This window comes from Calothrix sp. CCY 0018, assembly GCF_963920925.1.
Lineage (GTDB): Bacteria > Cyanobacteriota > Cyanobacteriia > Cyanobacteriales > Nostocaceae > Rivularia.
The window spans coordinates 30,381-49,819 of the sequence record NZ_CAWUDI010000038.1 but is presented as its reverse complement, the minus strand read 5'-3'; the positions used below and the strand labels follow the sequence as shown (position 1 = coordinate 49,819).

16 protein-coding genes are annotated in these 19,439 nt (G+C 37.5%); 7 read left to right on the top strand and 9 right to left on the bottom strand.

The genetic code is table 11. The features are described from left to right. Window positions 1–285 precede the first annotated feature (285 nt). From ACM03V_RS24610 to ACM03V_RS24595, 4 genes are all read right to left on the bottom strand, one after another. Window positions 286–591, bottom strand: coding sequence for a hypothetical protein (locus ACM03V_RS24610; protein ID WP_414623431.1), 306 nt, complete (start codon window positions 589–591; stop codon window positions 286–288). A 301-nt stretch (window positions 592–892) separates the two neighbouring features. After that, entirely contained in the window at window positions 893–4,678 is a 3,786-nt protein-coding gene (locus tag ACM03V_RS24605) for a TIR domain-containing protein (protein WP_414623430.1), read from the bottom strand. A gap of 428 nt (window positions 4,679–5,106) precedes the next feature. Then, window positions 5,107–6,264 carry a patatin-like phospholipase family protein gene (locus tag ACM03V_RS24600; protein WP_414623429.1) on the bottom strand — a complete coding sequence of 386 codons (1,158 nt, stop codon included), beginning with the start codon at window positions 6,262–6,264 and terminating at the stop codon, window positions 5,107–5,109. Window positions 6,265–6,680: 416 nt separating this feature from the next. After that, on the bottom strand, window positions 6,681–7,388 hold the full coding sequence (locus tag ACM03V_RS24595) for a hypothetical protein (RefSeq protein ID WP_414623428.1): 708 nt from the start codon (window positions 7,386–7,388) through the stop codon (window positions 6,681–6,683). Between the two features lie 576 nt (window positions 7,389–7,964). Here ACM03V_RS24595 and ACM03V_RS24590 point away from each other — a divergent pair. Then, window positions 7,965–9,356, top strand: a complete 1,392-nt coding sequence (locus ACM03V_RS24590) for a hypothetical protein (RefSeq protein WP_414623427.1) — start codon at window positions 7,965–7,967, stop codon at window positions 9,354–9,356. Window positions 9,357–9,526: 170 nt separating this feature from the next. Here ACM03V_RS24590 and ACM03V_RS24585 read toward each other — a convergent pair whose 3' ends face one another. Beyond that, window positions 9,527–9,946 (bottom strand): PqqD family protein, encoded by a 420-nt coding sequence (locus tag ACM03V_RS24585; RefSeq protein WP_414623459.1) that lies wholly within the window; start codon window positions 9,944–9,946, stop codon window positions 9,527–9,529. Between the two features lie 524 nt (window positions 9,947–10,470). Between ACM03V_RS24585 and ACM03V_RS24580 the strand changes: the two genes are divergently transcribed. The 6 genes from ACM03V_RS24580 to ACM03V_RS24555 all read left to right on the top strand — a co-directional run bounded on the left by ACM03V_RS24580 (window position 10,471) and on the right by ACM03V_RS24555 (window position 14,489). After that, a complete protein-coding gene (locus ACM03V_RS24580; RefSeq protein WP_414623426.1) occupies window positions 10,471–10,881 on the top strand; it encodes a hypothetical protein in 411 nt (136 codons plus the stop codon). A gap of 176 nt (window positions 10,882–11,057) precedes the next feature. After that, complete coding sequence (locus ACM03V_RS24575) at window positions 11,058–11,936, top strand: hypothetical protein (protein ID WP_414623425.1); 879 nt, start codon at window positions 11,058–11,060, stop codon at window positions 11,934–11,936. A 48-nt stretch (window positions 11,937–11,984) separates the two neighbouring features. Next, a complete protein-coding gene (locus ACM03V_RS24570) occupies window positions 11,985–12,692 on the top strand; it encodes a hypothetical protein (RefSeq protein WP_414623424.1) in 708 nt (235 codons plus the stop codon). 158 nt (window positions 12,693–12,850) lie between these two features. Then, window positions 12,851–13,330, top strand: a complete 480-nt coding sequence (locus ACM03V_RS24565) for a PqqD family protein (RefSeq protein ID WP_414623423.1) — start codon at window positions 12,851–12,853, stop codon at window positions 13,328–13,330. Window positions 13,331–13,400: 70 nt separating this feature from the next. Beyond that, complete coding sequence (locus tag ACM03V_RS24560; RefSeq protein WP_414623422.1) at window positions 13,401–13,541, top strand: hypothetical protein; 141 nt, start codon at window positions 13,401–13,403, stop codon at window positions 13,539–13,541. 9 nt (window positions 13,542–13,550) lie between these two features. Next, window positions 13,551–14,489: an FkbM family methyltransferase gene (locus tag ACM03V_RS24555; RefSeq protein WP_414623421.1), complete on the top strand. Its 939-nt coding sequence runs from the start codon at window positions 13,551–13,553 to the stop codon at window positions 14,487–14,489. Here ACM03V_RS24555 and ACM03V_RS24550 read toward each other — a convergent pair. The 4 genes from ACM03V_RS24550 to ACM03V_RS24535 all read right to left on the bottom strand — a co-directional run bounded on the left by ACM03V_RS24550 (window position 14,398) and on the right by ACM03V_RS24535 (window position 19,085). After that, a complete protein-coding gene (locus ACM03V_RS24550) occupies window positions 14,398–15,561 on the bottom strand; it encodes a glycosyltransferase family 4 protein (protein WP_414623420.1) in 1,164 nt (387 codons plus the stop codon). The genes ACM03V_RS24555 and ACM03V_RS24550 overlap by 92 nt on opposite strands. A 307-nt stretch (window positions 15,562–15,868) precedes the next feature. Further along, complete coding sequence (locus tag ACM03V_RS24545; RefSeq protein WP_414623419.1) at window positions 15,869–17,038, bottom strand: glycosyltransferase family 4 protein; 1,170 nt, start codon at window positions 17,036–17,038, stop codon at window positions 15,869–15,871. Window positions 17,039–17,065: 27 nt separating this feature from the next. Next, window positions 17,066–18,229: a glycosyltransferase family 4 protein gene (locus ACM03V_RS24540; RefSeq protein WP_414623418.1), complete on the bottom strand. Its 1,164-nt coding sequence runs from the start codon at window positions 18,227–18,229 to the stop codon at window positions 17,066–17,068. Continuing rightward, on the bottom strand, window positions 18,222–19,085 hold the full coding sequence (locus ACM03V_RS24535) for an FkbM family methyltransferase (RefSeq protein ID WP_414623417.1): 864 nt from the start codon (window positions 19,083–19,085) through the stop codon (window positions 18,222–18,224). The genes ACM03V_RS24540 and ACM03V_RS24535 overlap by 8 nt, the downstream gene beginning before the upstream one ends. Window positions 19,086–19,439 lie beyond the last annotated feature (354 nt).

Here is a 19,439-nt window from a genome sequence, read left to right as displayed (position 1 = left end):
CAACGGCACGGCAATAAAGCCCGAAGTTAATCTACACCGCCGAACCGCCTCCCCTACTAATTCAATCACCGGATAATGGTTGATTTAATTAGTTTGATTTTTTGAATAATTCGGAATAATAAAATGGTGCGTGACGGCAATATTAACATTTTTCGTTATTGTTAATAATTTTTCGTAGCCGTCACACACCCTACCAACTTGATTATTCTCTATAAACTTTTTAATGCTTTCCCTTTTACTTTTTACAAATAATTCTACTGTATTTAATAAATTCTGAATATTTTCTTAACTTAAATCTGTGAAAAAAAGTTCTCCAGTGGACAACTCCAAATCTCCAGGACTAAAAATCACATTAGTACTAGCATTAACTTTACCGTGTTTCCGTAACAAAGGTGCTTCATAGGGTAAACGATTATCAGGCAGTTGAGGTTGTAATAATTGTTTTATTTTGTCAGCGGTAACTAAATTCCTCTCATCTATTTTATTTTCGTGACTTAATAATTCTTCTTTTACTAATTCTTCAACAAAGGTAGTTACATTACGATGCAAGGTAATTTCATCCACCAGATAAATTTGACCTAACTGCTGCATTACTATTTCTACGTTGTCTGAATCTGTAAAGAATTGCCAAAATTTAGTTCCTACAGCATAATGCAGTGTAGTAAGATTCCGACTCGAAATGTAATATTACTATTTCCCCGTTAACTTCTTGTGCGAGGGCATTTTCACCAGATAGATAGTTTTTGGTTAAGAATAGAGGTTGCTTGATTCATGATTTCTTTTGTAGGGGAATGGGGAATAAATGTGTTAAAAGACCCAGCAGTAAGCTTTACGTTTATATGGGATAAACCAGCAAAACTAGACTTTAGACTATTGGTATTTTTACTAATTACTAATCATACTTACAAAGTTTCTTCTCTTCATCATCATCATCATCTTTAGTACTAAGATAATCTTTTACTTGTTGGCAAGCATCCTCCATTAGCTTATCTAACGTTAAATCTTCTAAATTCCAAACAATCACCGTTTCGTCATCGCTAGCTGAGGCTAGAGTTTTACCGTCAGGGCTAAAACTAACGCTAGTCACTCGGTTATTGTGTCCGTAAAGGGTTTGGAGTTCTTCACCATCAAGGTTCCAAAGCTTCACACTCAAGTCTTTACTGGTAGAAGCAATTTTTTTTCCATTAGGGCTAAAAGCGACGCTTAAAATATCATTATTATGTCCTTTGAGTGTTTCGAGTACTTCGCCTTTTATGTTCCAGAGTTTGATGGTATTATCATTACTCGCCGAAGCAATCATATTTCCGTCAGGACTCCAAGCTACACTCGCGACTGAAGCTGTATGTCCTTTGAGAGTTTGGATTTCTTTACCGTTTTTGTTCCATAGTTTAACAGTATTATCACTACTAGCAGAGGCAATGGTATTTCCGTCAGGACTCCAAGCTACACTCCACACTGTACCTTTATGTGGGAAAGTTTGGAGTTTTTTACCGTCTTTGTTCCAGAGTTTGATTGTATTATCTCCACTAGCAGAAGCAATGGTATTTCCATCGGGACTCCAAGCTAAACTCCAGACTGGTTTGTTATGCTTGCCGATGTCTCTTAGAAATTTACCCTGGTTGTTCCAAAGTTTGATTGTATTATCCTTACTAGCAGAAGCAATCGTCTTACCATCAGGACTAAAACTAACGCTAGAAACTGCACCGTCATGTTTAATTTGAGTTGGAATGAATTTCCATTCCCCATCCTTCTTAGTCCAGAGTTTGACGGTATTATCTGCCCTGCCAGAAGCAATAGTCTTTCCATCGGGGCTCCAAGCGACGCTCCAGAATTCAGCTTTATTATCTCCCTGAAGCTTTTTAAGTTTCTTGTCTGACAAGCTCCAAAGTTTAACGGTATTATCCTCGCTAGCAGTGGCAATTGTCTTTCCGTCAGGGCTGAATTTGATGCTCATGATTGAGCCATTGTGCCCTTTGAGGGTTTGGAGGAATCCTCCCTGCTTATTTGAGATTTTAACAGTATTATCCCCGCTAGCAGTAGCAATTATCTTACCACCCGGGCTGTTTACCGTGGTTAGCTTTTTTTTATCGCCAGTAAGTTTTGTTTGTTGAATGGTCTTTTTGGAGATGTTCCAAAGTCCATTAATCTCACTACTGGTAAAAGCAATAGTTTTAGCATCACGATTAAAGCTAACGCTATAGACTTCACTATAATTACCTACTTTTGTGCAATTAATTTTTTTGCCATTAAGATTCCAAAGCTTAATTTTACCATCTCCACCCGCTGTAGCAATTTTCTTGCCATCAGGACTCCAAGCGACATCAAAGACTGTACCTTCATGTCCTATTAAGCGATTTTGCTCTCTGAAGCCATCTTCATAAACTGCGTCCTGCAAAGCTCTTAGAATTAGACTTTGAGTTTTGAGGTTTTTGGCCAATCCTTCTTTTTTTATTAGTCCTTGTATTAGCTTCCCTGCCTTAATAGCTTCAAATAGGGCATCAAATTTGAGATTTTGCTGGGATAATATCAATGAAATTCGACTTACTGAATTAAGTTGATCTTTCTGAGCTTTTTCGGCTTCTTCCTCAGCTAATTGACTTTTTAGACCAAAGCCAACAGCAATTACACATGCCATACTAGTAGCGACAAGAAAAGCTTTTTGTCGTCTGGAACTTTTTTTCTTTTCTGCGAGTCGTGCTTCGGCTTCTTTTATCTTCTCCTCCTGTAAAAGCAGCATACTTTCTTGTCGGTGTTTTTCTTGTTTCTCTAAAGCTTCAATCGCATTTTCACTCGCTTGAATAAAATCTTTCTGAAAAACTGTTGCGCTAGGCTTTTTATTTTGCTGCTCGGTTTCTTCCAACCAATTTTGAGCAATGACAAATTCATTACCCCGCAACAACAAGTCATTACTTTTATCTTTATCTTCCCACTCCAAAGCCCTTTGTGACCATTTAGTATGACTGCGGATGTGTTCTCTGTCAGTTTCAAGGGTTCTGAGCAATTGGTTAAAATTGGCATTAAAATCTTTTTGATTGCTGTTAAAATCAATCCATTGTACTTTCGCTAACTCTGGATGCAAATCGCTGGTGTTTACTTCCCGATGCAGCACTGTCACGAAGCGTTTATTCAAGGAGGCAGCATACTCCACCTCCGAATTACAGTAAGGTGAATTTACAGAGCGCGGTGAGAGAATAAATAGAAAATTATCAGATGCTTTAATTCCTCCATAAATTTCTTCCTGAAAATCGCTTCCCGATGCAATACTTTCTTGATCGAACCAAGTCGTTTTTCCCTGTAGCTGTAAAGTATCATTCAACTTCCTCGCTAAGTCTGAGTCAGCGCGGGAATAGGAAACAAACACATCCAGCGACTCTAGTGGAGGTTGTTGGAGACTTGCGGTAATAAATTCTGATTGTAATGGGGTGGGTGGATGCTGTGTCCTTTTCTGTGCTACTTCTAACCAAGTTTCGGCGCTCCGCAGGTTATAACCCCGCAGTAAAATACTAGGATTGTTATTTTGTCTTTTCCATTTCAGGGCTTTAGTTAATAGAATTTTATGCTCGTTGTAGTAAGCTGCATCTTCATATAAAATCTTCAGTAATTGGCTTTCATCAAGTTGATAATGTGCTTCCTCTAGATTATCTGTAAAGTCGATGTACTGTAAACCCTGCAAAGAAAAAGGTAATTCTAAGTTGTCGGTTTTTTGTACCAGTAAGGGAATAATCCGCTTATTTAAGGAAACAGCTATATCCAATTCTCGCTGAGCGTTGATGGATTTTACAGCATTCGGAGAAAGTAAATAAACCAAATTATCGGCTTTTTCAATTCCTTCTTGAATCGAGTTCCAAAACTCTTCCCCTGTTTTAATATCTGTGGTATTCGTCCAAACTGTAATACCTTCTCGTCTTAAACTAGCGCGAATTTTCTCCATCGTCGCTCTATCTTCCTCAGCATAGGAAAGCATCACCTGAGTCATCAAATTATTACCATTCTTGATGCTTTCGGTGATGTATTCGCAATGCAAATTGCTGGGAAGACAAGGTGGTTGTTCGTCTTTGAAGCGGAATGTCAACCAACTTTGAGCTTTTTGCTTTTCTTCCCCGGTTAACAAGTACCTCGTTTGCTTTTGATTTCTCTCCCACTCCAAAGCTTTGATTAAAAAGCTGGTATGCCGCTCTACATAATCCCCGTGCAAACGAAGTAGATTAATTAAATCTGCTAGGGATTTGTCAAAATCGTCTTTATCCTCTCGGAAATACACCCAGTTAATCTTACGAATCGTCGGGTGCATATTCTTAAAATGATCGTGTTTCCCTTCATCTTTATATAATTCCCATTCCTCATCAGTACCATTCAGGTTTCTAGAAAGCCAAGTTTCCCGATTAATTTGCTCGACGTGCATTAAAGGAATAATTCGTTTATTACGCTTAATCGCTAGCTCAATTTCTTTAAGACAATATTCCGAATTTATCGAATGGGGACTAATAATAAACAGGAAGTTATCAGCCTTTTCGATACCATCATCAATTTGATTTTGGAAATCAACACCCAGGGGAATGTCATTAGAATCAAACCAGACTTTGAATCCATGTTTATTTAAACTAGTTTGAAGTTTTTTGGCAAACTCTTTACTGTCAGCTCGTCCGTAGGAGATAAAAGCATTAAAAAATTTTCTCATTAACCGCTAGTCCTATCCTATGTAAAAATACTTATATTTATTGAATTTTGAACTTATAACAATTACAATCCTTCAGTAGTGCGTGACGCTAGAAACCCGATCGAATAATGCTCCGTTAAGGGGAGATCCTCCCTAACCCTCCTTAAGAAGGAGGGAATTAAGCCCCCAAATTAGCGGGGGTTTGGGGGATCTGAAAATAGGATTTAATTTCTTAACCGAGTAGACGTAGGTTGGGTCTCACTGCGTGAAACCCAACATTATCGGTCGTTTGTTGGGTTATGCCCTATGTCAAGCACGGACACGCGACCCTAACGTTCCTCAACCCAACCTACAATATTTCGGTAATCGCATAAGCGAGAAGGAAGTAGTTCAATTTTTTTAAACTACACACCCTACAATTTAAGTATGTAAAAATACTTAATATCTGACTAACCAACTGTAGTTAAAGAAGCTGGTGACTCCACAAAATTTTCAAAATGCTGCGGCTTTACTTTTTTGGCGATCGCCCTTCCGATGTCCGTTAATTGACGCATATGTTTGACTGAATCCATTTCCTGGACATCCTCCACATTTATATGTTCCAATCCACCTAATTTATCCAATCCCTTACGAGTGAGTTCAACATCGTAGCGTAAGTAGGTGAATAGCTTTGAATCTAGAGGTCCTTTGCTTTCCAGTAGATCGCCCACCTCTCCATCAATTGCATCCCCTAATAAACACTTACCGAAAATACGACACAGAAAATCCTGTTCGTGTTGACTAGCAAGCATAAGTGCGGCAGGAATATTCTGGGCATTGTATAAAGTGTTCATTTGAGAGGCTTTTAATTCCGGATCGATATGAGGAGTTGTACCAGTACCAACCGACACCAACAGCATTTTGTCCTCACCTGCGGGCCACTTGAGGTTGTATGGTTCAAGAGTTGCCATCAGGAACAGTTGGAAAGCTGGATTATTATAGGGAGTTATAGCACCGTCAACAAAGATAAACTTATTGTTACCCAACTGAACTTGTTCTGGTGGAAAGAAGGTGGGAGCGGCTGTACTAGCTCTAACTAATTGCCAAAGGGGAAGATTCAAGTTAGAGTCAGGCTGTTCTGGATTGTTGTACTTGGCATGGGGATTATTAGAAAGAGGCCAAGGTGAATCTGTGCTAACATTACGCATTACCACCATCAGCAGAGTTTTCAAATCCTTGCTACCGAAGGTAGTATCTTCTCCAAATACTTCTTTGAGTTGGGCTGCCAGATTTTCATCTCCATACTTGTAGCGCATCGTGCGAGTAATGTTGAGAATAAATGCTTTATCAAACATCTTCTCGCCACTTTCTTGGTAGAACTTTTTAATTTCTGCTACAGACATACCCCAGGAAATACAAGTTGCAATAATTGCACCAGTACTCGTACCCGCAACATAATCAAAGTAATCGGCTAGGACAAAATTCTTGTCAGCACCCAAACTTGATCGTAAAGTCGCTTCAATTTCAGCCAAAACCTCAAGAGAAATCATCCCTCGAATACCACCACCATCAAGAGCTAAAAGTTTATAGGGTGGATTTTTCTTGTTCGCTTTATCATATATAGACATATTCAATTCCTTTTGGTTTTCTAGATTGTTTTTGAATGAAAAGGGAATGGGGGATTGGGCATTGGGCATTGGGTAGAATGTTTATGGTTGCGGCTTTGTACGTGTATGTGCAGCTATGGGTTGGATTGCTTTAAAGATGAAAAAATAACTGGTTCCCAGTCTCAGGCTGAGAACGAACTTTAAGAGGCTCTGCCTAAGCTGTTGACTTTGATAGAATTTCTCGGTTTTTGTTCATACTACTTTCCCTCACCCCGCCCTTACGGGCACCCCTCTCCCAAGCTTGGGAGACGGGAAGGGGGAGAGGGCATTATCTAGAACAACAACACGTTTTTTAACTATATTCCCAGCCTGAGACTGGGAACAAGAATGCCCCATGCCCGATGCCCAATGCCCGATGCCCAATCCCCGATTCCCCCTTAACCCAAATATGATTTAATCAAATGAGTCAGACTATCAAAACTCTCTTTGAAGTCGAGTATTTGCACCAAGCCAGAAGCAACTAATTCCTTCGCACCCTCATCAGTATTTTCCCCACGTAGCGTAGCACTCAGTGTATCAGCTAATCGTCCACTACCAGGCACAGCCAGCACGGTTCGATTCGCTTTATGGCTTTCCGATACATCTTTCCTGGAAATTTCTCCACCGTTAACTAAAACTGCTACTGATGGCGCTCCCTTGGCTATTGCGGTAGCCACATTAGCCAACCAAGGTGATTCATCACCCCAGTCAGAGCCAGGAATTAACACAAAATGACTGTGGTTTGGTTCCAATGCTGATACTTCTTCTGGGATGGGTTGATTGGGAAGAGCTACTTTTCCCACTGGAGTTACACCGATTAAGTCAAATTGTGCCGATATCTGGGCACGAGCTTGGCCAATCATCTGCATTACCCCAAAATCAGTACCACCATCTACAACAGACGCTCCTAGTTCTGCAACTAGCGGAGCCAGCACATTGACAAATAGCGATCGCAAACGGCTTAAATCGGTTTCGCTCATCTTTGCCGCACCACCCAAAATTACGAGGATGGGACGCGGATTGTCAAAACCTAGTTCCACCATAGCGTTGGATAAGTCTTTGTCCGACTCAACTCGAATCGCAGGTGCCGTTAGTCCATTTGACATGGCTAGCCTAAAGGGTTTTTCCATGTGAGTATATTACTGTTCAAGTGCGGATGGAGAAATCATCAGAAAACATTTAGATCGGCTTCAATGAAACAATATATCAGATGTATCCTGTATCAAGTTTAAATCATTTTTTTTTACAACTAAGTGCAGTATTATTACTTAAATCAGAGAATGCTGATTTCAAGCATTTCCACTGTGGTGATATGAGATAGTCATGATTTAACTTCAAAAAGTAACGATTAATTGAAACAGCATTCTAGATATATCCAGGACTTACGCAACCGCAACCAAAAAGTAGGCATTCCCAACTCTGAGATCCCCCCAACCCCCCTTAAAAAGTGGGGCTTTGCGTAAGTTCTAATATCAACTCCAGGACTTACGCAAACCACAATTGTCATTGCGACCGAAACGTAGTGCAGGGAAGCAATCTCAGCCATTTTAGCGATTACTTCGCTGCCGCTCGTAATGACAAAATCAGGTTACTTTTGCGTAAGTCCTAATATCAACTCATATCGCATCAAAATATCTTGTTTCAATAAATTCCATAATTGCATTTAAAAGGAGAATAAAATCATGGTCAAATCTATGCCTCTCAAAATAGATATTCCCCAACAGGATGATTTATTAAAAAATAGAGGATGGGAATGCGAAGAAAAGCCGAATTACAAAGTATATCAATCGGGTAGCCATATTAATAGTAACTTTATTCAGGTATACGTTCCAAACCATCCATATCGTGACGAAAAAGGAAAAACCAAAGCTGTAATTTATATGCATGGCTTTGCTTTATGTATGCCAAAATTCTACGAACAACATTTAGAAGAACTCGTAGAAAAAGGTTATTATGTATTATTTCCTGGATTTCAAAAAAGTAACTACCCAGACAACCCAGATAGTGACGAAAATATATCGGATAAGAAGCAAACAGAATTAGTAAATTGGTCCGAAGTTATCAAATTTATTCGAGATACATCTAAGCATATTTCTAAAGGAAGGCTAAGATCGGTTTTAAGAAAGATTATTGTTGCAGCATTCAAAGTCAGGTTATTTCTAGCAATTTCTCTAATTATTGGGCTGATATCGGTAACTTATTATTTTGTTGACCATAGATATGGAAAGCATTTAATCAAACTTATTCGGACTGTTAGATATAGTTTGTTTCAAAGTCCATCAACATGGATTGATAATGCAATTAAAACTACAGACAATGCATGGGAGATGCTATGTCAAAATGATTCACAATTAGCCGAAGCAGAAACAGATTTTTATCTTTTTGGTCATTCTCTGGGAGGTTTACTAGCATTAAGCTGGATTTCCTATCTTAAACAAGATAATACTCAATTAAACAAGAAATTTTATCCGCAACAAATTCTCGTTGCTGACCCCGCACCAAATACAATTTCAGGTATTCCTAAAACAGTTACTTTGGTTTTACAACTATTGAATTCTCGTTTAATTCGGCGAGCAATTGATATTAAAAAAACTGGACTTGATATCGATGTTCCTGTAGCAATTTTGCATGGTGATAATGATAAATTAGTTAAACCCGCAGCTTGGGATAAACCTGGATTCTGTCGCAAAAAATCCAACTTTGACTATATAGCTTCTGCCGACAAGAAAATATATTTCTCACTGTCGGATAAACAAGAGAATTTATCGGCATTTCACAATCAAGCGGTGACTGATACTACTTATTTCAGCGATGCTTTGTTTAAGAAGTTTGGTGGTGTGAAGCATGGAGAAAATGCTTACAATCATGAATATATTTGGTCTGGATTGGATTTAGTTATCAAAGAGTCAGTCAAAGCTTCGGAATTGTTAGATAAATTCCCTCTCAAGACAATCAAAGTGGTAGATAAGTTACCTAAAAAAGCTTTGAACATAAAGCTGATTTTGATAGCTGTTTTATCTGTGATGGGTTTAGCGGGATTGGGATATTTTCTCTGGAGTCAAGGGATTATTTAATTTGCATATAATCATTTGCTCGCTATTAGCTTATAAAGCTTTCTGAAAATGGTGCGTGACGGCAAAATTGACAATTTTCGTTATGATTAGTCATTTATCGTAGCCGTTACGCACCCTATTAACTGTTTCCTAATTACTCGATTTAGGTGCTTCGCAAAGTAAACCTGTAATTAGCTAAAATCGGCAAGGATAAATGGGTCAAAAGCATCGAAATTTCCCGGAACAAATACAGTATTCGTTGCATTATTGATTTTGCCATGCTTCCTTAATGTAGGTGGCGAATAGGGAAGGCGATTATCCACTTTTTCAGATTGGTTTTCTTCTTGGGATTCGTTTTTCTCTTTGGCTTCGTCAGCCATAGTTAGTTCCTCGGTTTTTGAGATTGATTGCTGATGTTGTGATTTGGTTATGACACTATCACAACTAATCAACAACTCTTTTTCTACTAATTCCTCAACAAACTTAGTTACATCATGATGCAAAGGAGTTTCATCCACTAGATAAATTTGAAGTAACTGCTGTATTACCATCTCCACGCTGTCTAAATCAGTAAACAACTGCCAAAACTTTGTTCCTACAGCATAATGCAGTGTAGTAAGATTCCGACTCGAAATGTAATATAACTATTTCCCCGTTAACTTCTTGGGAAAGAGCATTTACTGAGATGGATAGTTTTTGGTTAAGAATAGAGGTTGTTGAGTTCATAATTTTTAAGAATATAGGGAATGGGGAATTGGGGAAATCAAACATTTCATATTTTGCATGATAAAAAAAGTATCGTCAAAAATTTTTTGATAATTTATGTATATTTATTAATTTCTTGCACCATTGTCGTTAAGCCCAAATACCCGCCTTAAAATCAATTTCAAGGCTAATATACAAAGTACGTTAAAACGCACTAAAAGCCTTGCTCAGTCTGATTTATCAGACTTTGTTTATGAGCCTGGGAATTTATTCCAAGGCGGTTGTTGAGTTCGGGGTGCAAGATGCAACAATATTGAAGTGTTTATCTAATATACGAGTTTTTACGGATGTTGTTTCATGGCATACAGTTGTTAACATCACAGTAGTAAATTAATTTTTGGAGTCTGATATGAGTACACTTAAGAAGCTCATGAGTTCTGTAAAGATTTTGGCTATTTGTGCAGTATTAATACTTGGGTTGTTCGCTCCAGCTGCAATGGCTGATGCAAACATGGGTGTTTTGAAAAGTATTCCCATTCAAGGAGGAAGTTTTAAGGTTAACCCAGTTCAACACATCAATCATCAAGAAACAATCCGTTCTGCCGTGGTTGCTTTAGAACCTGCTAACGAGACTGGAACTATAGACGCAATTGTCATCACTGGACCAAACGGAAAACGCGAATTTGGCTGTTCTGGCTTAAAAGTAAAAGATGGTACTGACTTGATTCAATCATGTGGTGGACCTGCTGTTTTAGAACCAGGAGAGACAAGCTACATGGCAATGGGTAGTGGTTTTGATCCTAACTCTAAGGTCATATTGAGCGTAGATTTAAAAAGTTAATTTGGCATCATAAACCAAAAGCATCATTTAATGATGTACGCTGTTATTCCAAGTTCAGTTGGGTTATTTTCTCTTCAAGTTACTTCAACCCTAAATCTGTGCTTGGAATACAGTTCTGATTTTCAAGATTTGAATTAAATATTAAAGCTCAACGTTAAACATATAAAACGAATCAAATGCAAATTCTCGAACAACGCAACATAGAAGCGAAAGACTCAGAGACTAGTTTAAAGGATAGGATATTCACTCCAAATTTAATAGTCGTTGCAGCTTGCTTTATTATTGCGCTCTCTGGTTTTGCTTATATTCTTGCAAAACTACCTGGTTTAATTAATATATCTTCTACTTCTTCCCAAACTTGTATTTCTGGTGGCTGGAAGTTTGGACTTATTGCTACTCATATTCTGACATTTGCTCTCATTCCTTTAGCAATGAGGGTTTTTTATAAAAGTCTGATTATTTTAAAATGGTCATCAAAAGCCATTTTTGCTTCCCAATTGGGACTATCTTTTATAATGGTTGCAATTGCTGCGGAAATTGGTTGGCACGTAACCCAATGCTGGTATTACGAAAACGGGTTTACGATGTTAAATTTCATGTTCTATTTCTTTCTAATTTCAGCATTTGCGTTATGGGCTGACGGATTAGTTAAGAAAACAACAGCACTCACAAACTTGGTGAATGTGTTTTTTGCTGTTAGCTTGCTTGGTATATCTATTTTATATTACTTAGGTTATGTTCATGAGAGTAACACAAGCTATAAAACCCCAATATATATTCTTCTTACTTTAGTTTTTGGCGTTCTGACCTACCGAGGTTATAAGTTACTGAAAACTTGGAAAATTTTGCTTTTTCCCTTGTTCTCTGTAGGTGTTAATCTGAGTTTTGTCTTTTTACTTGAGAAATTTGGGCAGGATAACGTTACTTATAATGCCCTATTTCATATCTTACATGACCTTGGCGGCACAGAAGCTGGGGTGGCAATTTTTACTTGGTTAGTTTACGCTGAAGCTTTGGCTAAACAAAATGAAGAGCAATCATTGATAGGTAATTAATCTGCTTATTTCGGAAATTTAAAGTAAACTCTTTATAATTACTAAAAAATGCAAATTCCTCTAATTTATCCTCAATTACATTTATTATTAGCCATTGCCGAATTAGTACTAATTGGTTTGTCAATTAGCTTGTGGCGCAAATCTAATAATCTCGCGATTATTTTATCACTAATTGTTTTGGTGTGTACTGCTTATGATAACATTGTTCTGTTTGCTGGAAGCTTACTAGAACCTGGAGATTTATTATTATATTTAAACAAGATACGCTTTTTAATTCACTATCTTTTTCTACCTTTACTGATTGTTGTCGGAGTTGATTTAGCCAATCGCGCCGGAGCAGTTTGGGCTACAACCGTAACAAAGCGTTTATCTTGGATATTAGCTATTTCTCTTGGTGTTTTAGATGTAATTCGTAGGTATGTAGGTTCGACATTTGAGCCGAAATATTTTGCAGGAATTACCCGCTATTATTCTCCAGATGTTTTGCCAGTTGTTACGATTGCAGTCTCCTTTTTTATGGTGCTTATCGGTATTGGAATCTTGATTCGTTCAAGAGGTAAATTACCGTGGTTGTTTATCGGTACTCTAGTTGCTTTTCTTGGCAATGGGCTTCCCACAAATAATTTTGGAACATTACCGGCTAGTTTATCGGAATTTGTAATGATTTTGAGTTTGTTAGTAACAGAGCGGGATGTATCGGTTTCACCAGAATCCTTTTTTAATGTGTGTTCTGGGGATTTAGTTACAAACAAATAAACATAGGATTTACGCAACCGCAACAGTAGGTTAGGCATTCCAAACGTTTAGATCCCCCCAACCCCCCGCTAATTTGGGGGGCTTTGCGTAAGTCCTAAAACAAACAAAAACAAATTAATTGCTAACTTATTACTCGCTATTCTCTATTACCTAAAATTATGAATCAAACAACTTCTATTCTTAACCAAAAGTTAACTATCCCAGAAAATATTATCGCACAAGAACTTACCGGCGAGATAGTTATGTTAGATATGGAATCAGAATCTTATTACAGCTTAAATTCTGTAGCAAGTCGAATATGGCAGCTATTAACAAGTTTGGAAAACGTAGAAGCGTCAATACAGCAGTTACTACAAGTTTATCTCGTAGATGAACCGACTTTAAGTGGTGATGTAACTTTGATTGCACAAGAGCTAGTAGCAGAAGAATTGTTGATTGGTTGCGATAATGAAGCTGAAGAATTTAAGAAATCTAATCAACCCGAAGCAGAAAACGCACAAAAGGTTGATAATCGGATTCCCTACGAAAAGCCTTTGTTACGGAAGCACGGCAAAATTAATCAAGAGACAAATATAACGTTTACGAATACTCCCACTATTGACGGATTTGGTGCGCCGGGTTATGCTGACTTTTCTTAACTAAAGCAGTTTATCCCCACACTTTCCACGCTTCCAATCAAATTTTTATATATAATTCAGGAGTCGAACTATGGCAGCAGGTGAACTTTTAGCTTGTTCTAAATTTTACGTTTCCTTTGATGGTTTAGATGATTTAATCGTCTCTAAAGTCAGCGGCGTATCTATTGAATTCTATTGCAATAACTTGAAAGGTATGGGAACCGAAATTTAACAATGACAAATGGAAAACAACCTACTAATCAATAAAATCATCCGATACATTATTGTTCATCCTAATAACAGACAAAAACAATTCTTATCATTATCTAAATTTTTTGGCTGGCAATTATATAAACGAATCACTCATCGTTATCTAGATATTCAACTTTTACAGAATCTAAAATTACGCTGTTATCCCGATAGCCAATCTGCTTCTGCTGCGATATATTGCGGGATTTATGATTATCATGAAATGAATTTTGTATTGCGATATTTAAGAGAAGAAGATTCATTTTTAGATATTGGTGCCAATATCGGTATCTACACGTTATTAGCTGCATCGAAAATTAAATCGGGTTCTATTTTTAGCTTTGAAGCATTACCAACAAATTATCGACGCTTAGAGGAAAATATCAACCTTAATAACTTGACTCAGGTAAAACCGTACTCGATAGCAATTGCGGATTCTGTTGGTAGTGTCACTATTAGTAATAATACAAAATCGGACTCAACAGCATTTATCACAACAAATACAACAAATACCACAGCAGAATCATTACAGATTGCAAGCTCAACTCTTGATACAGAACTGCAAAATGAAAATCTTAACCATCTAACTTTAGCCAAAATGGATATTGAAGGTGCAGAAATATTAGCTCTCAAAGGAGCAAAATATCTTTTACAACAGCAGCGTCCCCATGTTTGGATATTAGAATTATTAAATGGGGTGAATCATGGTTATCGCAAACAAGATATTGTAAATTTGCTGCAAGATTATGGCTATGGTTTATACCACTACAACGCCGATACCAACCAACTTCAATCAATTACACTTGAATCTGTGCAAAGCGATAACGTTTTTGCCATCGCTAACTCAGCATTGGATTTTGTGCGTTTGAGACTGTCTGAATCGCCTCTTTCAACCCCTGCGCCATCTTTTGCGGAGTATAATCAGCAATAATCTCTTGGGAATGCAAGCCCATCTTTTCCCTCAAACTTTCATCTTCCACCAATATTTGTAAAGCCTCACTTAACTTTTTAACATCCCCCACTGGTACAAGATAGCCATTCTTCCCATTCACAACCAAATCAGGAGCAGCACCAGCAGCATCGGAGCAGATAATAGGTAAACCAGCAGCCATCGCTTCATTCAATACCAGCCCCCAAGGATCGCTACGGGTGGGGAAAACAAAAATATCCGCTATCCCGTAATACTGCGGTAAAGTGCTTTGGGGTTGAAATCCTGTAAAGACAACATTATCGAGTTGGTTTTGCTGACAATATAAATGATAATCTTGCGATCGCGAACCATCACCAACAATAACTAATGTTACCTGCTTGTGTGATGAAAGTTGAGCGAAAGCCTCTAGCAATTCGGGAATACCTTTTTCATCTATTAGTCTACCAACATAAAGAATCACACATCCGTCAATTCCTAGCTTTTCTTTCCACATTGTCTTCTGCTGACGATAACGCTGGGCTTCATTCGTAAAGAAATCGCTATCTACCGCATTAGGAGCAATGTAAATCCTACCTTGCTTTGCTCCTAAATCAACTAAATAATCTTTCTGAGCTTTACCCGGAATAATATAACCATCAGCTTGATTGACAATCCAAGTTTTGAGCTTGTGCTTAATATTACTTACAGCCCGCTCATCCTTGAGGGTGCTTTCACTCCAAATTAGTAAAGGAGTTTTCGTCATCCGTGCATAAACAAAAGCCAACCAATAACTAAAATGATGCCATCCTCCGCAGATAATCACATCAGGTTGCTGCTTCCACAATTGATGAATAACATCGGGATTGAGAAAAATAGGCGCACTTTGATAAGATTTACCCAATTGTAAACCCCACAGCACTTGATAATCAAACTGTATTTTCTGCTTTTCAACTAACCAACTTCTTCTGCTTTCAGTTTCCGCGAAAAATAAGACAGTTAAATCAATTTCTTCATCTTGAGCTAAATAATTAAAAGGTGGAATTCGGTAAGGAGAAATAATTTCTGTGAGGATGATGGCTTTGGTTTTTGGCATAGGGAATGGGGAAAAACTTTGTAGTTGTAGCGTGTGTTATAGTGCGACAGATAATTTGGATTGTGACGAAAAATATAATAAAGTTACCTAACTCACATTTTGCACCATTCTCAACAAGCGCCTTGGAATAAATTCCCAGGCTGATAAACGAAGTCGTCTAAAGACGACTGAATAAAGCTTTTAGTGCGTTTTAACGTACTTTGCATATTAGCCTTGAAATTGATTTCTCTGCGAGAAAGCCTCCGGCTTACAAGGCGGAAATGCGGGCTTAACGACAATGGTGCAAGAAGTCAGCTAACGCACCATTTTAAATTATTGTTGAAAATGGTGCGTTGCGCTCCGCGACAACACACCCTACTTTCTCATAAATATCAAAAACTTCCCAACACATCTTTTCTAAAGAAAAATCTTTATTTATCATATTTAATCCTTTACTCCCCATCTCCTGCATAAGAAGAGGATTTTGCAGCAACTTAAGCATTGCATCCCCTAAAGCTTCAACATCTTCAACAGGTACTAATAAACCCGTTTCTTGATGAATAACAATTTCTGGAATTCCTCCTACAGGAGTTGCAACAGCTGGTAAACCTGCTGCCATTGCTTCTAAAATAACTAAAGGTAAACCCTCAGTATAAGAAGGTAAAACTAATAAATCGGAAGAGACTAATAATTGAGGAATATCAGCACGATGACCTAAAAAATGAACTGATTTCTCAATTTCTAATTCGCAAGCCATATCTTTCAAATAGTTTAAATAAGCCCCATCTTGTTCTAAATCTTTACCAACAATCAAATATACAGCTTCTTGTCCCAATTGATGTAAATTTGCAGCAGCTTTAAGTAAAAGATGTTGTCCTTTACTTTTACAAAGTCTACCGATATGAATTACAACCGGGATATCTTTAGGAATATTTAACTCGTTACGAATATTCGAGTCAATTTCCCGATCGTTAACCGGAGTACCGTTGTGTACAACATGAAATTTATGGGAGTCAAAACCTTCTGTAATTAATGCATCTTTTACCTGATGAGAAACAGCAATAATCGCATTGCAATATTTTCTACTTGTCCAGTAATTCATTATATTTTGATAGCTTCTAATAAAAAAATTACTGCTCAGAGCATCTTGTAAATGAGCGTGAATAATTACAGGTACACCAGCTAATTTACCAGCTAAAGAAGAAATAATTGAACCAGCAAAAGGAGCATGAGCGTGAACCAGAGAAACTCGTTCTTTTTTGATTAACTGTGCCATTTTCATAGCTGATAACCAATTAAAAGAGCGAGTTGTATCTAAGTGATAAACTTTAACTCCCTTTTCTCGCAGAATGTCGCAAAATCTTCCTTCGGAAGGTGAATTAACTAAAACATCCCAACCTTGATTTAATGCTGCTTCGATTAGATGCAGACAAACGATATTACCACCCGTAACTTGTCCGTCAATGATAGGGTATAGTATTTTAGGATTTGCACTCATAAATCAGATTTTTAAATTTATTTAATATCAGAAAGTTGCATTATTCGTGATTCTTATAGAAATAAATTTATCAATTACATTCCAAGTTTCCTTAGCACATTTTTCCCAAGTAAAGTTAACTGCTTGCTGCTTTGCTAACTTACTCAATTTTTGTAATTCTGTAGGATTTTTCAATAGAAATAACATTTTTTGTGCAAGTGCAGTAATATCTCCTAACTGAACTAAATAACCTCCATCACCAACAACTTCCGGTAAAGAAGCCACTTCCGTTGCAATTACCGCAGTTCCCGCAGCCATTGCTTCGCATACTTGCAATCCGAAACCTTCATAGCGGGACATCTCAATATAGATATCTGCGTTGCGATAAAGAACGGGTAAATCGTTATCGGGGACATATCCACAAAAGTGTAATTTATCCAAACAACCCAGTTCACCTGCTGTTTTTACCAGATTCGATTTTTGCAACTCCGAACAATTCCCTGCAATGACTAGATGATGGGGAATCTGGGAATTACATTTACCAAAAGCACGTACAACTTGTTGGGGTACTTCACGGCGATCGCCAGTTGCAAATGTCAGTAAATAAGGACGTGGTATACTTTTAAACCAACTAGAAATAGTTAGAGAATCTGCTTGGAAAAATCTAATATCCGCACCTTCATAGATTACGCTAACTTTTTGAGAGCTAATTTGAAATTCTCGTTCTAAATCTGTTGCTGTACTTTGGGAAACAGCAAGTAAATGAGTTGCTTGACGACATACACTTGGTAGAAAAATTTCAGTAAGTCGGTGACTCAGACGGTGATGCAAAGTTTTATTCGTAATTCCAACCAGTTTGCGATAAAGATGGGGTAATTCGTGGATAGTCAGGATGTAGGGAACTGGCACAAAAGCGGCGGGTGTTTCCCCTAAAACAAATAATAAGTCTGGTTTTAACCTGCTTAATATACCTGGTAAATTTAGTAGATGCCACCATATAGTAGATTTGACTGTAACTGCCTTAATTTTCCAATTCGGATTATCAACTTTAATTCGGTTAATAACTTCAGTACGCATCAAAACTGTAAAACGCGCTTTAAGCGATAATTTTTGTAAAGCCGTTAATAAAGAAACAGCATATACAGATCCACCTTTGGTATCGGTGACAATGCAGGTAGCATCTATACAAATATGTGGAAAACTATCACTCATACGTTTTACCTGTTGATAAAACTGTCATTACTTTTTCAACTTTGTCTTGAGGAATCAAGAAAACATCAACCCAGCCCTCGGATGGTAGAGAAGTACTAAGAAAACCATTAGGAGTTTCCTTATAAATAGCATAATTCCAGCTTTTAATTAAATCAAATACCTTCGTCCGATTTTCCTCAAATACCTCACAAAGTATCAAAGGTTGAAAACGTTCAATTGTTGAAAAGGCACCCTGCAAAATTTCTAATTCGTGTCCCTGAGTATCAATTTTGATAAAATCTAAACGTTGTTTTTGAAAAGCAATATCTAAAGTTGTTGCCTCAGTAGTACCAACACTTACCCAATCACCAGGATTCCAAACTTGCGTACAACCAGTTGCTCCTTGTTGATGAGCAGAAGGGACATATAAATTAAAGTTTTCTTGGCGATTAGAAAGAGCTAATTCATTTACTTCTACATTTTTGAGTTGATTTAATGCAATATTGTTATAGAGTGGTTCTAAGTTTTCTGGCATAGGTTCAAAGGCTATAACAGAACCTTTTGCACCCACATGATTAGCCATAATGCATGAGTATATGCCAATATTAGCGCCAATATCTACAAAAACTCCATCAACTGGAAGCAGCTTTTTGATGATTTTAAATGTATTCTGCTCGACAAAACCTAAATAATAAAGCCTATGTAGCCAATCGCTTAAATCGAGTTTCAGAAAAACTCCAGGATGAACTTCTAAGAGTATTTTTCCCGTAGCATTTATCTGAGCTAAAACTCGAAAGCGGAGAGAATTACAAATCCTTTGTGGGAATATACCTGATAATTTTGTTCCAGCTTTAAATATTGAAGTTGAGTTAACCATAATAAATAATATAGCTATAGGTTTAGATGATGGCGGAAACTTACTGAACGAGAAAATGCTAACTGCGAGCAACAGTTGAAATCAAATCTCTAGAATCCTTAAAAACTTATATTTCTCTTGCAGCCCTATCCGATCAAACTATGCTGCTCTTTTAGGCGATAGCTTCGATAGATATTTTATTTCAATTCAGTCAGCCATTAGTGTAAATATCGACCAGTATAGTAACATCTCTTGGACGAACTGAGTAGCCTCCGTCACCAATCAATTTTGATCGAGAAGTGACATTACTAAATAACTGCCGCTATTATTATATGGATAACTTTTTGATTTGAGAAAAGAGGCAAGTAAATCCGC